The organism is Fontibacillus forbon (assembly GCF_046559655.1).
GTDB lineage: Bacteria > Bacillota > Bacilli > Paenibacillales > Paenibacillaceae > Fontibacillus.
The window spans coordinates 283,547-302,215 of sequence record NZ_JBKGFV010000001.1 but is presented as its reverse complement, the minus strand read 5'-3'; the positions used below and the strand labels follow the sequence as shown (position 1 = coordinate 302,215).

General features: G+C 49.0%; 16 protein-coding genes. 5 read left to right on the top strand and 11 right to left on the bottom strand.

Annotated elements, in window-relative coordinates; all coding sequences use genetic code 11:
- Positions 1-76 precede the first annotated feature (76 nt).
- From ACLB09_RS01285 to ACLB09_RS01270, 4 genes are all read left to right on the top strand, one after another.
- Entirely contained in the window at positions 77-1,096 is a 1,020-nt protein-coding gene (locus ACLB09_RS01285) for a LacI family DNA-binding transcriptional regulator (protein ID WP_410768970.1), read from the top strand.
- 233 nt (positions 1,097-1,329) lie between these two features.
- Complete coding sequence (locus ACLB09_RS01280; RefSeq protein ID WP_410767945.1) at positions 1,330-2,286, top strand: glycoside hydrolase family 113; 957 nt, start codon at positions 1,330-1,332, stop codon at positions 2,284-2,286.
- 15 nt (positions 2,287-2,301) lie between these two features.
- Complete coding sequence (locus ACLB09_RS01275) at positions 2,302-3,495, top strand: AGE family epimerase/isomerase (RefSeq protein ID WP_410767944.1); 1,194 nt, start codon at positions 2,302-2,304, stop codon at positions 3,493-3,495.
- A gap of 93 nt (positions 3,496-3,588) precedes the next feature.
- A complete protein-coding gene (locus ACLB09_RS01270) occupies positions 3,589-4,758 on the top strand; it encodes a glycoside hydrolase family 130 protein (RefSeq protein ID WP_410767943.1) in 1,170 nt (389 codons plus the stop codon).
- Positions 4,759-5,704: 946 nt separating this feature from the next.
- On the opposite strand, the gene ACLB09_RS01265 is transcribed toward ACLB09_RS01270, so the two are convergent.
- From ACLB09_RS01265 to gpr, 4 genes are all read right to left on the bottom strand, one after another.
- Positions 5,705-6,766, bottom strand: coding sequence for a LacI family DNA-binding transcriptional regulator (locus ACLB09_RS01265; protein ID WP_410767942.1), 1,062 nt, complete (start codon positions 6,764-6,766; stop codon positions 5,705-5,707).
- Positions 6,767-6,870: 104 nt separating this feature from the next.
- Positions 6,871-7,416, bottom strand: coding sequence for a hypothetical protein (locus tag ACLB09_RS01260; protein WP_410767941.1), 546 nt, complete (start codon positions 7,414-7,416; stop codon positions 6,871-6,873).
- Between the two features lie 38 nt (positions 7,417-7,454).
- Positions 7,455-8,780: a stage II sporulation protein P gene (locus ACLB09_RS01255; RefSeq protein ID WP_410767940.1), complete on the bottom strand. Its 1,326-nt coding sequence runs from the start codon at positions 8,778-8,780 to the stop codon at positions 7,455-7,457.
- Between the two features lie 154 nt (positions 8,781-8,934).
- Positions 8,935-9,951 (bottom strand): GPR endopeptidase, encoded by a 1,017-nt coding sequence (gpr, locus tag ACLB09_RS01250; protein ID WP_410767939.1) that lies wholly within the window; start codon positions 9,949-9,951, stop codon positions 8,935-8,937.
- 171 nt (positions 9,952-10,122) lie between these two features.
- On the opposite strand from gpr, the gene rpsT reads away from it, so the two are divergent.
- Positions 10,123-10,395 (top strand): 30S ribosomal protein S20, encoded by a 273-nt coding sequence (gene rpsT, locus ACLB09_RS01245; RefSeq protein ID WP_410767938.1) that lies wholly within the window; start codon positions 10,123-10,125, stop codon positions 10,393-10,395.
- A gap of 822 nt (positions 10,396-11,217) precedes the next feature.
- Here the strand turns inward: rpsT and holA are convergent.
- From holA to ACLB09_RS01210, 7 genes are all read right to left on the bottom strand, one after another.
- Positions 11,218-12,237: a DNA polymerase III subunit delta gene (holA, locus tag ACLB09_RS01240; RefSeq protein ID WP_410767937.1), complete on the bottom strand. Its 1,020-nt coding sequence runs from the start codon at positions 12,235-12,237 to the stop codon at positions 11,218-11,220.
- A gap of 320 nt (positions 12,238-12,557) precedes the next feature.
- The gene (locus tag ACLB09_RS01235) at positions 12,558-13,787 is read right to left on the bottom strand and encodes an anti-sigma factor family protein (RefSeq protein WP_410767936.1); all 1,230 of its coding nucleotides are present in this window, start codon (positions 13,785-13,787) and stop codon (positions 12,558-12,560) included.
- Positions 13,784-14,332 (bottom strand): RNA polymerase sigma factor, encoded by a 549-nt coding sequence (locus ACLB09_RS01230; RefSeq protein ID WP_410767935.1) that lies wholly within the window; start codon positions 14,330-14,332, stop codon positions 13,784-13,786. Before ACLB09_RS01230 ends, ACLB09_RS01235 begins: the two co-directional genes overlap by 4 nt.
- A gap of 251 nt (positions 14,333-14,583) precedes the next feature.
- Positions 14,584-15,603, bottom strand: coding sequence for a LacI family DNA-binding transcriptional regulator (locus ACLB09_RS01225; RefSeq protein WP_410767934.1), 1,020 nt, complete (start codon positions 15,601-15,603; stop codon positions 14,584-14,586).
- Between the two features lie 73 nt (positions 15,604-15,676).
- On the bottom strand, positions 15,677-16,375 hold the full coding sequence (locus ACLB09_RS01220; RefSeq protein WP_410767933.1) for an MgtC/SapB family protein: 699 nt from the start codon (positions 16,373-16,375) through the stop codon (positions 15,677-15,679).
- 89 nt (positions 16,376-16,464) lie between these two features.
- Entirely contained in the window at positions 16,465-17,307 is an 843-nt protein-coding gene (locus tag ACLB09_RS01215) for a sugar ABC transporter permease (RefSeq protein ID WP_410767932.1), read from the bottom strand.
- On the bottom strand, positions 17,304-18,602 hold the full coding sequence (locus ACLB09_RS01210; protein ID WP_410767931.1) for a carbohydrate ABC transporter permease: 1,299 nt from the start codon (positions 18,600-18,602) through the stop codon (positions 17,304-17,306). The genes ACLB09_RS01215 and ACLB09_RS01210 overlap by 4 nt, the downstream gene beginning before the upstream one ends.
- Positions 18,603-18,669: the final 67 nt, after the last annotated feature.

Sequence of the window (18,669 nt, the reverse complement as noted above, 5' to 3'; positions counted from 1 at the left end):
ATTGATAAATGTATACTGATTTTAGACTTAAGAAGCTGATTCCGGATAAAGTTTAACAGGATGGTGAATGAAGTTAATGAAAAGTAATATTACAATGAAGGATATCGCCGACAAATTGGGAGTCAGCAGCGTAACGGTATCTAAAGCGCTTAATGATAAGGAAGGCGTAAGCGATAATCTTAAATTGAAAATCAAGAAAGTAGCCGGAGAAATGGGGTATCGTTTTAATTCTGCGGCCAAATCGATTAAAGACGGCCTCTCCTATAATATTGGTGTAATGATTCCGCAGCGCTTCACCGGAATGAACGACTCTTTTTATCTGCGGGTTTATCAGCAAATCGCCATTCATCTAGATCATTACGGCTATTTTGGCATTCTTAACATATTAAGCAGCGAAGATGAAGAACAATTGAATTTCCCTAGGGTATATAGCGAGAATAAGGTAGACGGCATCATTATTTTGGGTCAAGTCAGCAAGTCCTATATTGAAACGGTCCAGAACATGGATCTTCCCAAGCTGTTTCTGGATTTCTACGATGAGCACGCGGCAATCGATTCCATCGTAACGGACAATTTTTACGGCGCTTATGAGTTGACGAACTATCTGATCCATTGCGGTCATCGCGACATCGCTTACGTAGGTAACATCTATTCCACAAGCAGTATCCAGGATCGTTTTCTCGGTTATTATAAATCCTTGCTGGAACACGGTTTAGCTTTTGAAGACCGGCTGCTGCTAAACGACCGCGACGAGCGCGGCAAATTCGTCGATATTGAGCTCCCTGACAAAATGCCTACCGCCTTCGTCTGCAATTGCGACCAGGTTGCGTATAATTTATGCGAACGACTGAACGATCTGGGATACAAGGTGCCTGATGATTGCTCTGTTGTAGGATTCGATAATGACGTATACGCAACGCTTACCTCCCCCCCGCTGACTACCGTCGAAGTGGACATCGAACAGATGGCCCGCACGGCTGTCAAATCGATCATGGATAAAGTATCGAACCCGAACCGCCGCAACGGACGCGTTCTGGTACAAGGCAAGATTATTTATAGAGATTCGGTTAGAAAGATTGGAGAGAATGTAACATAACTTAATAACAAAAATTTCTGTTCATACTTCCCTATGTACAACTGCACGAAACCGTCGATATACCGGCGGTTTTTTTGTTTTATATCATCAGTTAATCTAACAAACCATAAATTATAGAGTTGAAATATTATGGGGTTTAGACTTATATTAAACATAAGGTAGCTAATTTGTTATATAAAAATATAACAAATACTAACAAACCAACAAGATACCGAGACATCGAGGTGATTGCAATGAAACAGCTAGAACAATATGTGGCAGGCATGACCTGGGGATTCATGGGCGTCCGGGGAACTTGGGCAAACGAGCGGGCATCCGATTCCATGGAGACCATGGTGGAGACAACCGGCGTCAATTGGACGGCGATATCTTTTTCCGCACTCCAGGAGACAGCTTTCTCTACGAAGATCCCCTATTGGAGTGAGCCGACCGTAAGCGATGAAGAAGTCAGATGGGCCATAGGGAAAGCGAAATCCTTGGGACTTAAGGTCTGCCTGAAACCTATCGTCAACTGCGCCGATGGAACCTGGCGCGCTCACATCAATTTTTTTGACAAAGACGTTCCTTGTGAGCCTAAATGGCGTGACTGGTTCGCCTCTTACAACGACTATATTCTTCATTTTGCGCAAATCGCCGAAGAAACCGGCTGCGAGATGCTCTGCATCGGCTGCGAAATGGTGCAGACCGACCGGCGTGAAACCGAATGGCGGAATTTGATCTCGGAAGTACGCAAAGTCTACAGCGGCCTGGTTACCTACAATTGCGACAAATATCAGGAAGACAATGTCGTTTGGTGGGATGATCTTGATCTCATCAGTTCCAGCGGCTACTATCCGATCGATGATTGGGATAACCAACTGGACCGGATTGAAAGCGTTGTAAAGCGGTACAACAAGCCCTTCTTCTTTATGGAAGCAGGCTGCCCGAGCCGTACCGGATCCGCCGCCATCCCTAATGACTGGACCCTTCAGGGTAAGGCGAATCAAGCTGAGCAGGGTGACTTTTACCGGACTATGTTCCAAAAATGCGGCGAGCGCGATTGGGTTCGCGGATTTATGCTCTGGGATTGGCCTGCAAAGCTATACGACCGGGATGAGGCAGCAAACGATGACGGCTACTGCGTTTATGGCAAGGAAGCGGAGAAGATCGTCTCCGATACTTACTCGGCCATGCTAGGCATTACAAAATAATGAGGAGGTCCCGACGTGGACAAACAACTGTGGAAAGAGCAGCTCCAGCAAGAACTGAACCATAATATTTTGCAGTTCTGGATCGACAAGACGATCGACTCTCAGCACGGCGGCTTTATTGGAGAAATCGATCAGAAACTTCAGGTCAAGCAGAATGCGGACAAAGGACTCGTGCTGAACGCCCGGATTTTGTGGACATTCTCATCGGCGCACCGAATGACTCCGTCACCGGAATATCTGAATATGGCGGAACGTGCCTACGATTATCTGGTGAATCATTTTCTGGACCGCGAACATGGAGGTTTATACTGGATGGTTGATTACTTGGGACGTCCTGTTCAGGACAAGAAACAAGTATACGGCCAAGCCTTCGTCATTTACGCCCTGGCGGAATATTTCCGCGCTACCGGCCAACAGAAAGCACTGGATCTGGCGATCGAAATCTATCATGTGCTGGAAAAACACAGCTATGATCCAGTTCATAAAGGTTATATCGAGGCGCTGTCCCGCGAATGGACGCAAACCGGAGATCTCAGCCTGAGCGACAAGGATTTGAACGAGAAAAAATCGATGAACACCCATCTTCATGTGCTTGAGGCCTATACCAATCTATACCGGGTGTGGAAATCGCCGGAACTGAAACACAGCCTGACCGAGCTTATCGAAGTGACGATAGATCATATTATCGACCCTAAGAGCGCCCACTTCTTACTGTTCTTTGACGAGGCGTGGCAAGTGAAAAGCCATCATATCTCCTATGGCCATGATATCGAAGGCAGCTGGCTGCTTGTGGAAGCCGCCGAGGTACTCGACAATCCCGATCTGCTGAAACGGGCCATCCAAACGGCGGTAGCGATGGCGGAAGCCGTTCACGCCGAGGGCGTGGACAAGGACGGCGGCATTTGGAACGAGGCCGACCAGAACGGTCTGACCGATACCAACAAAGACTGGTGGCCACAGGCGGAAGCGATGGTCGGGTTCTACAATGCCTACCAAATGACCGGCGACGAAAAATTCAAAGCGGCGGCAGCCCATTCTTGGGAGTTCATCCAGAACTTCATCGTAGACCGCACCGGCGGCGAATGGTATTGGAGCGTGGACCAATCCGGCACCCCTCTGCCTCATGAGCCGAAGGTCAGTGCGTGGAAATGCCCTTATCATAACGGGCGGGCATGCATGGAAATGCTCGAGCGTTTGGAACGCCATTAATCGCGGAATTCCGGAAATCGGGAATTCAGTAAAACCGGCCTGCTATGATTACACTTCTATATTAAGTTAATGATTCCATTGGGGGGAAAAACCATGAGTTTATTCGAGGAAAGAAAACAACAGCTTACCGACCGCTACGAAGCGTTAATCGACCGGCGTAATGAAAAAGCACCATACGGGAATGGAGTTTATGATCGTTACAAATATCCCGTTTTGACGGCCGAACACGCTCCATTGATCTGGAAATATGATTTCAATCCGGATACGAACCCGTATTTCTCCGAACGTATCGGGGTCAATGGCGTATTTAATCCCGGTGCGATTCAACTGAACGGCAAATATTACCTCGTTGCCCGCGTGGAAGGCATGGACCGCAAATCGTTCTTTGCGGTCGCAGAAAGCGATAACGGCGTTGACGGCTTCCGCTTCTGGGACCGCCCGGTCGTTCTGCCCGAGACGGATGAACCGGACACGAACGTCTACGACATGCGGGTTGTTCAGCATGAGGATGGCTGGATCTACGGCCTGTTCTGCACGGAACGCAAGGATCCTAACGCTGCGCATGGCGATCTTTCCAGCGCGGTTGCCCAGTGCGGCATTGCCCGGACGAAAGACCTGATCACCTGGGAGCGCCTGGCCGATCTGAAAACCCCGTCGCAGCAACAGCGTAATGTCGTGCTTCATCCGGAATTCGTGGATGGCAAATACGCTTTCTATACGCGTCCGCAAGACGGGTTCATCGATACCGGCTCCGGCGGCGGCATCGGCTGGGGGCTGTCCGATTCGATCGAGAATGCCGTAATCGATCGGGAAATCATCATCGACGAACGTTTCTATCATACGATCAAGGAAGTAAAGAACGGCCAAGGCCCGGCGCCGATCAAAACGGATCGCGGCTGGTTGCACATCGCCCACGGCGTCCGCAATACGGCAGCCGGACTGAGATACGTCCTTTACGCTTTCCTCTCCGACCTGGAGAAGCCTTATGAAGTCACGCACCGTCCCGGCGGCTATCTGATTGCGCCGGAAGGCGAAGAACGCGTCGGCGACGTTTCGAACGTCGTATTCTGCAACGGGGTTATCGCTAACGCAGAGGGCGAAGTGTACATTTACTATGCTTCCTCGGATACACGGATTCACGTAGCTGCTACGACCGTTGACCGGCTGCTGGACTACGTGTTGAACACGCCGGAGGACGCCATGCGCTCTTTCGCTTCCGTGGAGCAAAGAATCGGGCTGATCGACCGGAATTTGTCGCTATAATAACTTAAAAGGGCAGCCCCCGCAGTTAATTTGCGGGGACTGCCCTTTTCTTTTCTTCAAGACTAACTTGCGGCGCGAATTAACTGTAAAACCTACAGTTATTTTCACGAAAAACACCGTTTAGGGGAATTTAGCTGTAAAAACTACAGTTAATATTGAGCTTAGGCGTCGTACTTCTCAAATCGGAGGAAATTAACTGTATGTTTTACAGTTAATCTCCCCTTCCGACTCATTACTTCTAAAATAGCTGTAGGAAATACAGCTATTGGTGAACGAGCCCGCCGCTCGCTGGCTGATATGTTGATATGGTTGATATGGTTGCCCTGCTCCATTCACTCGCTCACTTACCCTTACTCGTTAAGCGAATTAACTGTAAAACCTACAGCTATTTTCACGAAAAACACCGTTTAGGGGAAATTACCTGTAAAATCTACAGTTAATATCGAGCTTAGGCGTTGAACTTCTCAAATCGGAGGAGATTAACTGCATGTTTTATAGTTTATCTTCCCTTCCGCCTCAAATCTCATAAAATAGCTGTAGAAAATACAGCTATTGATGATCGTGCCAGCTGGCCTGCCGGTTAATGCAGGTGCCCTACTTCCCTTACTCGCGTGCTTGTGTCTACTTTCCCTCGCTTGTCTTACTTGCCTTACTTGCCTTACTTACCTTACTTACCTCACTTACCTTACTTGCCTACTTGCTTACTTTCCCTTACCTTGACCTTGCTTGCCTACTTCCCCTACTCACATTACTTACCTTAACTCATCTACTTGCTCTACTTGCTCTACTTGCCTTACTCGCTTACTTTCCTTACTAGCCTACTTGCCTCACTCACCTACTTGTCTTACTTCCCCTACTTTCCCTTACTCATCTTCCTTGCCTTACTTGCTTACGCCCCACAATTGCGTTGCTCAATGCTTTTACTCCCCACAATCATGCCCTCAATTTATGCATCAAAGGGTGCCGCCGTAGACTCGCGGTGAACCAGTTCGGCGGATACCAGTACTTTTTCATACACCTGTTCCGGGTTCTCGATCCGCTCAATCAGCTTTCTGACCGCCCGGCGTCCCATCGCTTCCTTCGGCACATGTACCGTGGTGATCGGCGGCTCGCTCCGGTAAGCATCATCGATATTGTCAAAGCCCGTAACGGTGATCTGGCCGGGAACCTCGATACCGATTCTCTTCAGTACCTCCTCCACTCGTATCGCAATGGAATCGTTGGCGCACACAAGAGCAGTCGGCATTTGCCGGTTTTTCTTCCGGTTCAAAATCCATTCCTCAAAATCAATCGCAAACTCTCCCGTATCGACACCATTAAGCTGCAGCATCGGATCATCGACTCTAGGCGTCTCCAGTCCGTTCTGCTCCAACGCTTCCCGAAATCCGGACCAGCGGTCGCGGAAGCTGCGTGAAAACTGGATATTCGCGATAAAATGAAGCCGGGTATGACCCAGTCCAAATAGATGGTTGCATAGACGGGAGATGCTGTCCCCGTTGTTGGCGAACACGGTGTCCGTTGGAATGAGCGAATCCTCATGATCCACCAAAACCATCGGAATCCCTAACCGGTGCACTTCGAGGAGCAGCGAGGAATCGATTTGGCCCACGCCGATCATGCCCAAAATTCCCTCGGGATTCAGGACATGAATAAAGTGGTCTACCCGGGATTCCGAAACGATCACCATGCCCAGTCCCCGCGATTCCAGTTCTTCGGAAACTCCCTCCAGAATTTTTCCCCAATAAAGCGAGTCCTTCGTCTGGAATCGGATGTTTGGCATCAGCACGATGACCGATTGCTTTCCGGCAAATGAAGTCGGTTGCTGAGACAGGGACTGATTTTTCATATAGGCGTTTTTTTGAGCAAAATAACCGAGCTGGGAAGCCGCCTGAATCACCCGGTTTTTAGTAATTTCGTTTACTCCGCCTTTTCCTGAAAGCGCCTTGGATACAACGAACTTGGACACTCCCAGATGGTCGGCTATTTGCTGCATCGTAATTTTCTTCAACTGGCGATACCCCCGCGAACAATAATAACGTTTGTATAATATTCTCATTCCATTATAACAAAGTTAGCACCGGGGATACATTGGATTTAGGCAATATCGCAAAATTATTCCGTGGATGGCCCGAACAAGGAAGCAAACCAGTGAATACTTTTGCGGGAGACCTGCTGAAGCAGATTTGCAGTCTTATCCGCAAAGCGGTCCACGGCCGGAGCATCCGGCTCCGGCAGCAGCAGATCGCCCGGGGTCTGAACCACATTATAGCCAGGCGTTTGCCCGTTGTTATACCCGCCTTGGGAAGTCCAGTTCTGCGTTGAAGAACCTTGCGAGGGATATAAGCCGTTCGCTCCATCGGCAGACTGGCTGCCACTGTTATACAGGTTCCCATTGCTCCCGTTATTGTATTGGCCGTTGTTAATCTGACCGTTAGCGTACGGACTGACATTATCTCCTTGCCCGGCCTGGGTTTGATAGAAGGGCCCGTTTACGGCACCATTAGAAGAAGCAGCCGCTTGCCAGCCATTGGCTGTCCAGACCCCATTTTGCTGGAACCCGTTCTGGCCGGATCCCGTTTCCGACATCTGCACCCCTAATGTAACGCCGGCAACCAGCAAAATACCGTATAGCATGCTCTTCCTCAATGTTTTCGCCATGGAGCGCACTCCTTATCGCTAAATTTTTCGCTGCTGATTTATGACTTTTTATTGCTTGCGCCGGCCTCCGCCTTTGCCTGCTTCGAATCCTGTTCTTTTCCTTCGCCCTTCGTCAGAGACCCCGCCTTCTCCGCCTCCTGGCTTTCCCAATAAAGATCGGCTATGATTGCAGCCAGAACTTTGGATGTCCGCTCCAGCTCTGCCTCCGTATTGTCTATACCCCCGATTTCAATCAAAATGCTTTGCGGGGACAACGACTGATTGTATTCTCCGTTTCCTTGAGAGCTAGTTTTGCCCCAAATGCCGCGTGAAATGCCGGGATAGGATTTCTCCAGCCGATCATGGATCGAATTCGCGAAAGCTTCGTTCTTCCGCCAGTTTTCGTTTGCATGTCCAATAATGAAGTAGACTTGTGCGTAGGACTCCCCGTTGATTTCCGTAGTCGTTTTCTCATGGCGCTGCGAATCTCTGTGAATATCGATAAAATATTGCAATTTGCCGTTTTCGGCCATGGCCGTTTTTACGGTCTCCCTGGAATATTTATATGAATAATTGTAATTGTAATTACTTACAGTGGCCGCATAGTTTTGAAAAGAGTGCAGCGCCGCTACCCCTTTACGCTCCAGCTCATTGGCGAGATATTCACCAACCAGACCGACGTTCTTCTTCTCCTCTGCCGAACTGGGGTTATCCACACTAGTTCCAAGCAGGGGATTGTACGATTCCTGCGGATGGGAATGATAAATCATCACGATGTTTTTGTTTCCCGGTTTGATGGAAGCATCTCCAGTCTGACCCGATTCTCCGTTAGATGGATTTCCCGGAGTTGCATCGGGCGGAGTCTTTCCGGGGTCATTCTCCGGAGGCTGCTGGCCGCCTGCATCCGGCTCAGGATGATCCGGAGCGGTACCGTCGGCCCCAGTCCCCGGCCGGTAATCCTCCGGCGCCTGTACAGTCGTATTGCCTGAGCCTGTGCGCAGCAGGATCGGACTGTCCGAGCCAAGACCCGGGACCTCCCTGGCGACCAGGCTTTTAGGATCTGCCGGATTTACGTCGGTCAGCAATTGAAACACAAACTGGGACATCTGTTTTCCCGAAAAAGCGGGCGTCTGTTGTTCGCTGACGGAATGCGGCAGTTCCATACCGACCATCTCGATGAAAAAACGACTCGACAGCGATGCCGCTAACCCTTTCATGGATGAGACGGGCGACGTGTTCAAGTTTTTTTCGGCGATCCCAAACGTGCCAAGCAGAACAAAAAATACGACCGACAATACCGACATCAGCAGAAAAGTTTGCCCCATCGCCAGCACGTGCAGCAGATTCCGCTTTATTTTTCCGATGTTCCAAGCTCTGAATTTCATTTTGTCTTATCCTCCTCCAGCCGGTAAATCTTAAGGCTCAATCTCTTTTAATCCAAATCTATGAACCTAGCGCGCAGATTAGAACCTTGGATTCTCACAAAAAGAAAGAAGTCCGCTAGATTGCGAACTTCATAGGGAGGAGGAGTTGATGATTTTAATGGGTATAGGTGGCGACGTTATCCGGATTTACGGCCTCATGAAGGGCCAGGTTAAGGCCGCTCGCGATCACATTGGCAATGTCTTCGATAAATTCGTCGATTTCCTTGGGGGTTACGATTAGATCATGCCCAAGCGGCTCGAGAACCTCTTTTACTAGGCCTAGACGTTCGCCTTCGCTTAGCTCCGTAAGGAGTCCAAGAATCTGTTTCGTCTGACCCGGCTGGCTCTCGCCGCTTTCCTGGTCAAAATGGGTCTTCATCAAATCGAATACATTGTTCACGATCGTGGAGGCGTAACATACGGTAGGAACGCCTATCGCGATGCAAGGAACGCCTAATATTTCTTTGGTCAGTCCCCGGCGTTTGTTTCCGATGCCGGAACCCGGATGGATTCCGATATCGGCAATCTGGATGGTGGTGTTCACCCGCTCTAATGATCTGGAAGCCAATGCATCGATGGCGATAATAAGATCGGGTTTGGTTCTTTCCACAATTCCCTGTACGACTTCGCTTGATTCAATACCTGTAATTCCAAGCACACCAGGTGCTATAGCGCTAACTTCCCTATACCCCGGGGACACTTGGTCCGGAGCGAGCTCAAAATAATGGCGGGTGACCAGTGCATTCTCCACCACAAGAGGTCCAAGCGCGTCCGGCGTTACGTTCCAGTTACCGAGTCCGACAATGAGCACTTTGGCATTCTCATGGATGCCGATCTTGTGCAGGAACAAGCCGAACTCTTTGGCAAAAGCGGCCGAAACTTTTTCCTGAAGATCGCTGTCCTGACTACGAAGTCCGGGAACCTCGATGGTGATATAGTGTCCGACCATTTTGCCGATTTGCCGTGATGCTGCCTCATTCGTTACATCCAGCCGGGTAATTTTGATTCCGTCGTGTTCGTCGATCTGCTCGTTCAGTCCCGGCACCGGCCCGCCGTAAGCAGTCTCCGCCATCTCTTTTGATTCCACGGCCAGATCGGTCCGGACAGAGTAGTCCCGCAAATCCAAATTCATGTCATAATGACCTCCTTTTCCTCGGTTGCCTATAGTTTGCGGGAGAGAGAATGACATTATACACATGATCTTTGTTTCTACGAATCGATTGCATTTTAGCGGGGGGCATGATAAAATATTTTAAGTTGTGAATCATCTGGGATGATATATGCTTTACAGGAGGTGAATGCAATGCCAAACATTAAATCCGCAATCAAACGTGTGAAAACAAACGACAAGCGCCGCGCTCTGAACGCTTCGCAAAAGTCCGCTTTGCGTACGGTTGTTAAAACTGCCGATACCGCTCTGGCGAACAACGAAGTAGAAGTAGCTAAAGCCGCTTTCGCTGCTGCAACCAAAAAATTGGACAAAGCCGTTACTAAAGGTTTGATCCACAAAAATGCAGCTGCCCGCAAGAAATCCCGCTTGGCTAAAAAATTGAACGCCCTTACGTCCCAAGCGTAAGCGTCGCTATTTATAAACTTAAGCTCAGAGAGACCTGAACGATTTCGTTCAGGTCTTTTTGATGTTATATGTGCTAGACAAGGAGTTCGGCAACGGGTGAGAGCTGCCAGCGTGCGGTAGGGGAGAGCGGAGGGGGGGGGGCCGCTGCGAAAACTTGCGAGGATCAGTCACTTGATGCCTCTTACTGCTCATAAGGGCTTATGCCATTTGATTCGCAGCAGGAGTTTAGGGATTAAGTACTCGTCCGCTTTGCTAGATCGATCACTTTAATTGTCGCTATGGTGGCTTCGATGCTATTGGTTACTTGGTTTGCTACAGGGCATGGGGCACTATCTTGGCTCGGTTTGCTATAACGGCTCGGTTTGCTATGGTGGCTTGGTAGAATTTAGTTACTTTTGTAGCGCAGTGGCTCAAGGAGGGTTCAGTCACTCAATACACCAAGGTAACCTAGGATTACTTGGAGTTATAAGTTACTTTGGAGTATTACGGTGGCTTGTGCGGCTTAGTTGCTTCGTGGGCTGCGGTGGGCTTGGGAGTAAGCGTGCTAGCTCAAATTTAACTGCATTTTATACAGCTAAATTCTTTCATGCAAGTTAGTTTTGTAAATTTACTGGATTTCCTACAGTTAATTTTGTATGTTTCGCGGATCACAGCTGATTTTGGGGAAATTAACTGTAGGTTCTCCAGCTAATTTGCCCAAAACAGTAAAAAGCCACGAAATAACTGGAGGTTTTCCAGTTAATTCGTGGTTCTAAACGTTTTAAGCTGTCAGCCGACCGGCCCGGTCCCTCTCTATCGGTTCCGGCGGAGTTCAGGCTCCGTCTACGCCCCCAGCTTCAGCAAAAACAGCTCCAGCCCCAATACTTTGTCGATGCCGCCGCTCTTCATTTGATAGTCAAGCTGGGCCAATTCGGACAGGATTCGCTTCAGCCGCGCATGCTCAAATTTCCGGGCTTGTTCACCGGCAATTTTAACTGCGTACGGATGCAGTCCCAGTTGCGAGGCAATCTGCTGCTGAGAATAGCTTTGACGCGCCATATCCTTGACCTGTAACATGATCCGGAACTGGCGGGCGATCAAAGCCGCAATTTTAATCGGCTCTTCGCGCTGTTTGAGCAGTTCATAAAAGATATCCAGCGCCTGTTCCAGTTTAAGGCCGGCAATATGCTCGACCATCGCGAACACATTTTGTTCCGTGGTTTTCGCCACCAGTTGATCGATTGCCGCGGCATCGATCATGCCGCCCTCACCGGCGTACAAGCACAGCTTGTCCACCTCAACCGCCAGCGCCGTCATCTGCACGCCGACCGCTGCGACCAGTGCCTCGGCGGCTTCCCGGCCGATCCGGCGGCCGCGTTTTTCCACTTCGCGCACGACCCATTGGGTCAATTCGCTGCCTCCAAGCGGCATAAACGACAACACCGTTCCCGCAGCCTTCATCGCTTTGACGATCTTTTTACGCTCGTCCAGCTTCTCGCCATGAACTACAAAAACGACAATGCTATGCTCGGCCGGATTATCCATGTAAGCCGTTAGTGCTTCTACCTTATGCTCGATTTTCCCGCCTTCTTTGCCTGCCGTAAATAATGCGGAATCCCGCACGACAATCAGCTTGCGCTCCACAAGAAAGGGAAGCGTCTCGGCTTCTTCGACAACTACCTCCACCGGAGTCTCGGCCAGATCAAACGCCGCCATCGAAAAATCCTTCTGGTCCGGATCCACCACTTGCTCCTGCAGCAAACCGATGAACTCCTGAATCTGATATTTTTCACTTCCGTAGCACAAATATAACGGGGAGACTTGCCCTTGTTTCAATTGTTTGACCGCCGTTTTAACATCCATCCGGCATTTCCCTCCCCTCTTCACGATTTCAATCCGCTCTTTCTATGATACTGTGAATTGGCCAAATAGTCCAAGGTGCACAAAAAGGCAAACAAAGGGACCTCTGCACGCGGCGCAAGGTCCCTTTGTCCCGGAGCATCTATATAAACGCGGGCTGAAAAGCTCTAGAAACTTTCCCGCCGGCGGTCATACGACGATCAGGGTCAATCCTGTCTCTATTTATCTATATAACCTATTCCATATCTCCCGAAAAGGTGACTGGGGCATAAGCCGCATTTTTTTTAAAAAATATCGACATACCTAAGCCGACAGCTTGTTCGTCAAGGCTGATTTGCGGAAGAATTGTTGCCGGCGTCCTTTTCCGGTTGTACCGGCTGTATGGTATGCGCTGCTGATGTCCCGTCCTTTTCTGTCTCATACGTAAATGTTTTGCCGTCCTGGGACCATTCTCCCTTTACCCAATTGCCGTCCAAGGTCTGATCCACAAGGAGCGTTTGATCCTCAGCGTCATTCCGGTATACGTACAAATGATTATCCCGCAGTTCAGCCGTATATTTTCCGTCCGGGGAAGGCCACTGATTTGCCGCCAGGAAATTGGCGATTCCCATCATACTGCTGTCCGCAAGTTCGTCAACAGGCGTCTTTTCCGGAACTATGGTTTTAAAGCTGGCATCGCTATCCTCTGCCTCTGCCCCTCCCTCATTATTCAGGGGAGCACTTTCCTGCGGCGCCGCAGCGTTACTGTCCCGATCGGATTTCGCCGAACCGTTAGCGGGGGTCCCGCTATTCCCGCTGTTCGCCGCCGGATTAGCCGCTTTGGGAGGTACAGCGTCATTGCCTGAGCGATCCGCCGTAGTTGACTCCTGGGATCCGCCGCTTCCGGCTTTGGAGGAGTCACTTTTGTTCTCTCCGCCTGCATTATCGCCGCTACCGGAAGGCTTCAAATTTTCATCGGCTGCAGGAGTATTTGGATCTTCCTGCGGGCCGGAACCGGCCGCACCTCCGTCTTGCTCCGCCAATGAATCCGCGGTCTCCGCGCTTTCGTTTGCGGACTCAGACGAGGAGGACTTGTCAGCCGTAGAAGAGTTGCTATCGTACGCGACCCGTGAAGCTATTTCCGCATCCGGCATCGTCTCCGGTTCGTACTGATAAATAAACACGCCTAAAATCACAGCTGCGGCGAGGCCAAAAGCACCCGTCCGGTAAGCGCGGCTGCGACGTCGTACCGGCCGTTCGCTCCGGCTCCGGCTTAACTCATCCGTGCTTTCCGCGGCCACCATCGTGCCTGTGACATCTTCAGCCGCACTGCCTTCTTCCCGCCGCGCCCGGTCAATCGCATCCAGCTGAGGAAGAATCGAGTCGACAAGACTAAAGCGAGGAGTCACCTTCGGAAGATCTTCCAGCTTGGCCGACAGTTCATTCAGCATGGCGAATTTCTCGGAGCAATCCGGGCAATTTTGCATATGTTCAAACAGAACTGAACTTTCTTCCTCGTTCAGATCATGATCGATATAACGATGCATCCATTCCACCGCCTCCGGGCATTTCATCCTGATACACCACCTTTCTGATAATCTTGGAGTAAGTGTTGAAGCTGCTGCCTGGCCCTGAATAAATAGGATTTCACCGTATTCAGCGGCAAATTCAGGCTGTCAGCGATTTCGTTGTAAGAGAAATCCTGCAGATACCTCAGAACGACGACCATCCGGTGATGTTCCGGTAACTGGTCGATTGCTTCGCGGATGTCTTGCGCCAAATATCCGGACATGACTTCCCTTTCGACGCTCTCATTCCCTTGGAAAACCATGTCATGTTCCTCGATCGATACGGTCGGTTTATTCCTCCGGAATTTGTCGATGCAGATATTCGTGACGATCCGCTGCACCCAGGTTTTGAACTGGGCTTTTTCTTCATAGGAATCGATTTTGGTATAAATCCGAATCAACGCTTCCTGGGCGGCATCCATTGCATCCTGTTCATTATTTAAAATATAATAGGCCGTCCGGTACACGTGAGTCTCTATTTCTCGCAATAGGGTGATTAGAGCGTCGCGATCGCCCGTTTGAGCGGCTCTGATGAGTCCTTGCTCCACCACAAAGGCTCCCCCTTCCTTGCAACCTTACAGACGTGATCGTCCATTAATATGTTGCAATGTTGTTACTATTTTTTTGAGTAAAATATAGGAAAAAAGTCTGGAGTTCTGGTACCTCTGTCTACAATCTCACCTAAGAATACCAAAAAAAAGAGGACGCGTCATCCGCGTCGCTCTCTAATCGGGCAAGAAATAAAAAAAGCCGACGACGGCGTGCGCCGATGCCAGCTAGCTGCGTGAAAAATCAAATGCTTTTAAGTCGATTGGCGTTCAATGATTTGTGACGGAAGCGTGATGCTTTTATTCACGAACGAACTGGAAGGTTGTTCGATCAAGTCTAACAGCAATTTAAACGCCTCGTTACCGAGCAAAATCGGATTCAGGTCAATGCAACTGATGGATGGAGATACTTTATCCAGGTACGGTGCATTGTTGAAACATAAAATCCCCACGTCCTCGGGGACTTTCTTTCCTTTGGCCTGGCAATATTTCAATGCGCTTAAGGACATGATACTCTCCATGGTGATGATCGAATCAAAGGAGATGCCCTCTTTCTCCACCTGCTCCAACGCTTGGGTAACCTCATCTTCCTCGTCACCGCAGTAAACGATATACTCCGGGGATAAATCAAGGCCGCTTTCTTCAATCGCCCGCTGATAGCCATGGATTCGATCGTAAATAACGTCCTGCTTCAAGCTGGGCGTAAGAAACAAAATCCGGCGGTAGCCCTTGTCCACCAAATATTTCGTCGAAATATAGCTATCCCTTACATTATCGTTATGTATGGATAGTGCGCTATGCGATAAACTGCTGCCGATCATCACAAAAGGAATGTGTTTTGCCTTCAGGCCTTTTAACAAAATATCTTTATCGGATGATCGAATGCTGGTAAAAATAAACCCGTCCACCTGCTTTTGCCGATACAGCTTTACGCATTTTTCCATTTGCTCTTCGATCGTATGGAACAAGGCAAACTGCAGGTTGTAGTCCTGCAGTTTGGCCGCATCGGAAATTCCGCAAAGTACATCGCTGAAAAATGAGTTTCCGAGTATTTCTTTCGGGTTTCGCGCAATCGAGAAACAAATGGTCCTGGATCTGTTGGAAGAAAGCGACTGCGCGTTAATGTTAGGAACATATTTCAGTTCTTCCATAGCCTCGAGTACACGTTTCTTAATTTCCTCCGTGGTATTTCCTTTATTCGTAACTACTCTGGATACCGTTGCCGGTGACACGCCGGCTACCCGGGCAACATCTTTGACCGTTGCGATTTTCACTCACCTCAAATAGATAGTAGAATCCGGACTTATAAATGTATATATTTTACTATAATTTCAGGACCATAGCCAGTTATCTTTCCACATGAAAGGATGAAACATCCGGAAGAGCATGAAATTTTTCCAAGACTTGAATCAAGGAAGCATTCTTAGGTGCGGCGAACGTAATTTTAATCCTCTGAACTTCATTCCCGAAATTGCCATTTTCGTTTGCAATGCTAATCGTTTTGATATCCAGATGATTTGAAGTCATTACGGCATACATTTCCGCTAAGCTTGGTGATTCAGGAGGCAGGGAAATTCTAAGGGTATGAATTTTTCCGGAAGCCAGGAACCGGTGCTCAACTTTATTTAACGCTTTAAGCGAAATAATTACAATGAGGCAAGTTATCACGGCCGGATAATAAAATCCGGCGCCCACCGCCAAACCTATCGCCGCCATGACCCATAAAGTTGCCGCAGTGGTCAACCCTTTTATCGATGCGCCTTTCTGCATGATCGTTCCTGCACCCAAAAAACCTATACCGCTGATAACCTGGGCGGCCAGCCTGGCGGGATCGGTCCGTACGTTCGGTTCATCCAGAAAATCCGTAAAGCCGTAAATCGATAACAGCATGATCAGGGTGGAGCCCACGCAAACCAATATATTGGTTCTCAATCCTGCTGCATGGCGGTTTACCTCTCTTTCATATCCTATAATTCCCCCCAAAAAAAGGGAAAGCAGCAAACGCATAATCAATTCCGGCGTTCCAATATGCCAGGGACTTGCCATAGGCCGTACTACACATCCTTTGTCGGTTGCAATTTACTTATGAAGGCTTGAAGCCCGGCTATAAGTCGCTGCCGGGCTCCAGGCATGAGTTAACTTTTTGAAGCTCCGGCGGTCAGTCCGCTAATCAGATACCGCTGGAAATACAGGAATACGGTCGCGATCGGTACGGCAATCAAAATGGAGCCCGCGGCAAAGCGCGTAAAATTCTGTCCGAATTCCTGATTGACCAGGTTAAACAATCCGAGCGCCAGCGTATAGTTTTCCGGACTGCGGATCACGATGCGCGGCAACAAGAAATCCATGAAAGGAGCCATAAAATTAAATAAAGCGACTACAGCGACAATCGGAACGGCCAATGGCAAAATAATCTGGAAGAAAATCCGGAAATGGCCGGCACCATCGATTTTGGCCGCTTCATCCAAATCTCTTGGAATCGTATCGAAATATCCTTTTACAAGAAAGGCATGCGTCGGAATGGAAGTGCCTACGTATACCAATGTCAACCCCAGGAGAGAATCGAGCAACCCGACCAGGTTGAGCAAAATATAGATGGCAACCATCCCCATCAATACCGGAAAAATCTTAATCAGCATTAAGACATAAAGCCCGTTCTTCTTTCCGACGAAATGATATCGAGAAAAAGCGTAAGCCACGAAAAGCGTAACGGTAAGCGAAAGTACGGTCTTGGCGCTTGCCACAATCAACGTGTTTTTGTACCAAAGCAAATAATTGCTATCCTGATTCGTAAACAGCCATCTGTAATGCTCTAAGGATGCATTTTTAGGTATAATCGTCGCACTGTACATGCTGGTACCCGGATTGAGCGAAATCCCGAACACCCATAACAAAGGATAGATTATGACCAGGAACATAATGAAGATAACCAGATATATTCCCGCGACTTCAAGCCTCGACTTTAATTTGGCGTTCAACCGTTAGTCCCCCCTTCTTTAAAGGAACGAGTCCGTCTGAATTGGAAAAAGGCAATGCAGGCGACAAACACGCCCAGAATGATCGAGATAACGGCGGCCATGTTATAGTTCAGCGTATCAAAGGTCAGCTTATACACCCAGGATATTACGATATCCGTGGATCCTGCGGTTTGCCCCCGAACCGGCGGCCCGCCTTGATTGAACAAATAGATCAGATTAAAGTTGTTAAAGTTGCCCGTATATTGCATGATCAATAACGGGGCGGATGCGAACAATACATGGGGAAGCGTGATATTGCGGAATTTCTGCCATTTGCTGGCCCCGTCCACTTCCGCGGCTTCGTACCAGTCCGACGACACGCTTTGCAATACCCCGGTAAACAAGGCGAATACATAGGCAAAACCAAGCCAGACCTCGACGAATATGATGGCAACCTTGGTCCACAAAGGATCCGTCAGCCAAGGAATGGTTATTCCGAGAGGGGCCAAGAGTTGGTTATTGACCGCTCCGAACTGGTCGTTGAACATGGCCGCAAAGGTCAAAATCGACACGAAGCCGGGGATCGCCCAAGGAAGAATCAAAAAGGTGCGAATGAATTTCTTGAATTTGATCCGTTTATCATTGACGATAATCGCCAAAAATAGCGCGATCCCTACCTGCAAGGTCGTTGCCACAAGCGTCCAAATAATGGTCCATGACAGCACGGAGAAAAACGTATTGCGCCACACCGGAACCGAAAAGACATTGAAGAAATTCTTCATTCCAACCCAACTAAGCAAAAATTTGGGCGGCGAATTGTAAATGTTATAGTTCGTAAAGGCTAACGCCACCATGAACAACAAGGGTAATATTAAGACAAAAATGATCATGAAAAATCCGGGGGCCACCAACGCATATGGGAACCCCTTATCCCATGCGTTCTTAAATCCTTCCCTCAAGGTGGTCACTTTCCAGCCTTCCTTGATTTTCTCGGCATCTCTTTTGGCATCGATCAAATTCAGCCAATAAACGCCTAATGCGAAAACCGTCAGGATAACGGATACGATGCCCTGAATGAGCAGCATCCTGGAGTCGTCCACCCCCTCCATCGTCCCCAAGGTAACCAGGCCCCAGTAGCCGATGTTCAAAAAGTTGCCGAATACGACGAGAAATGCGGCAATCAAAACAAAAAAGAGGATTCCTTTAAAATATCTTCGGTTATAAAACTGTCCCAATCCCGGTACGATCGAGAGCATCATAGCTCTTTTGGGACTATGGGAACCCGTTTTGCGGTTCTCTTCTCGGAGCTCGCTCAATATAATAGACCTCCCTGATGGCGAGTGAGGACTAGGCAGACGAGAATACCCCGTATCCTCATCTGCC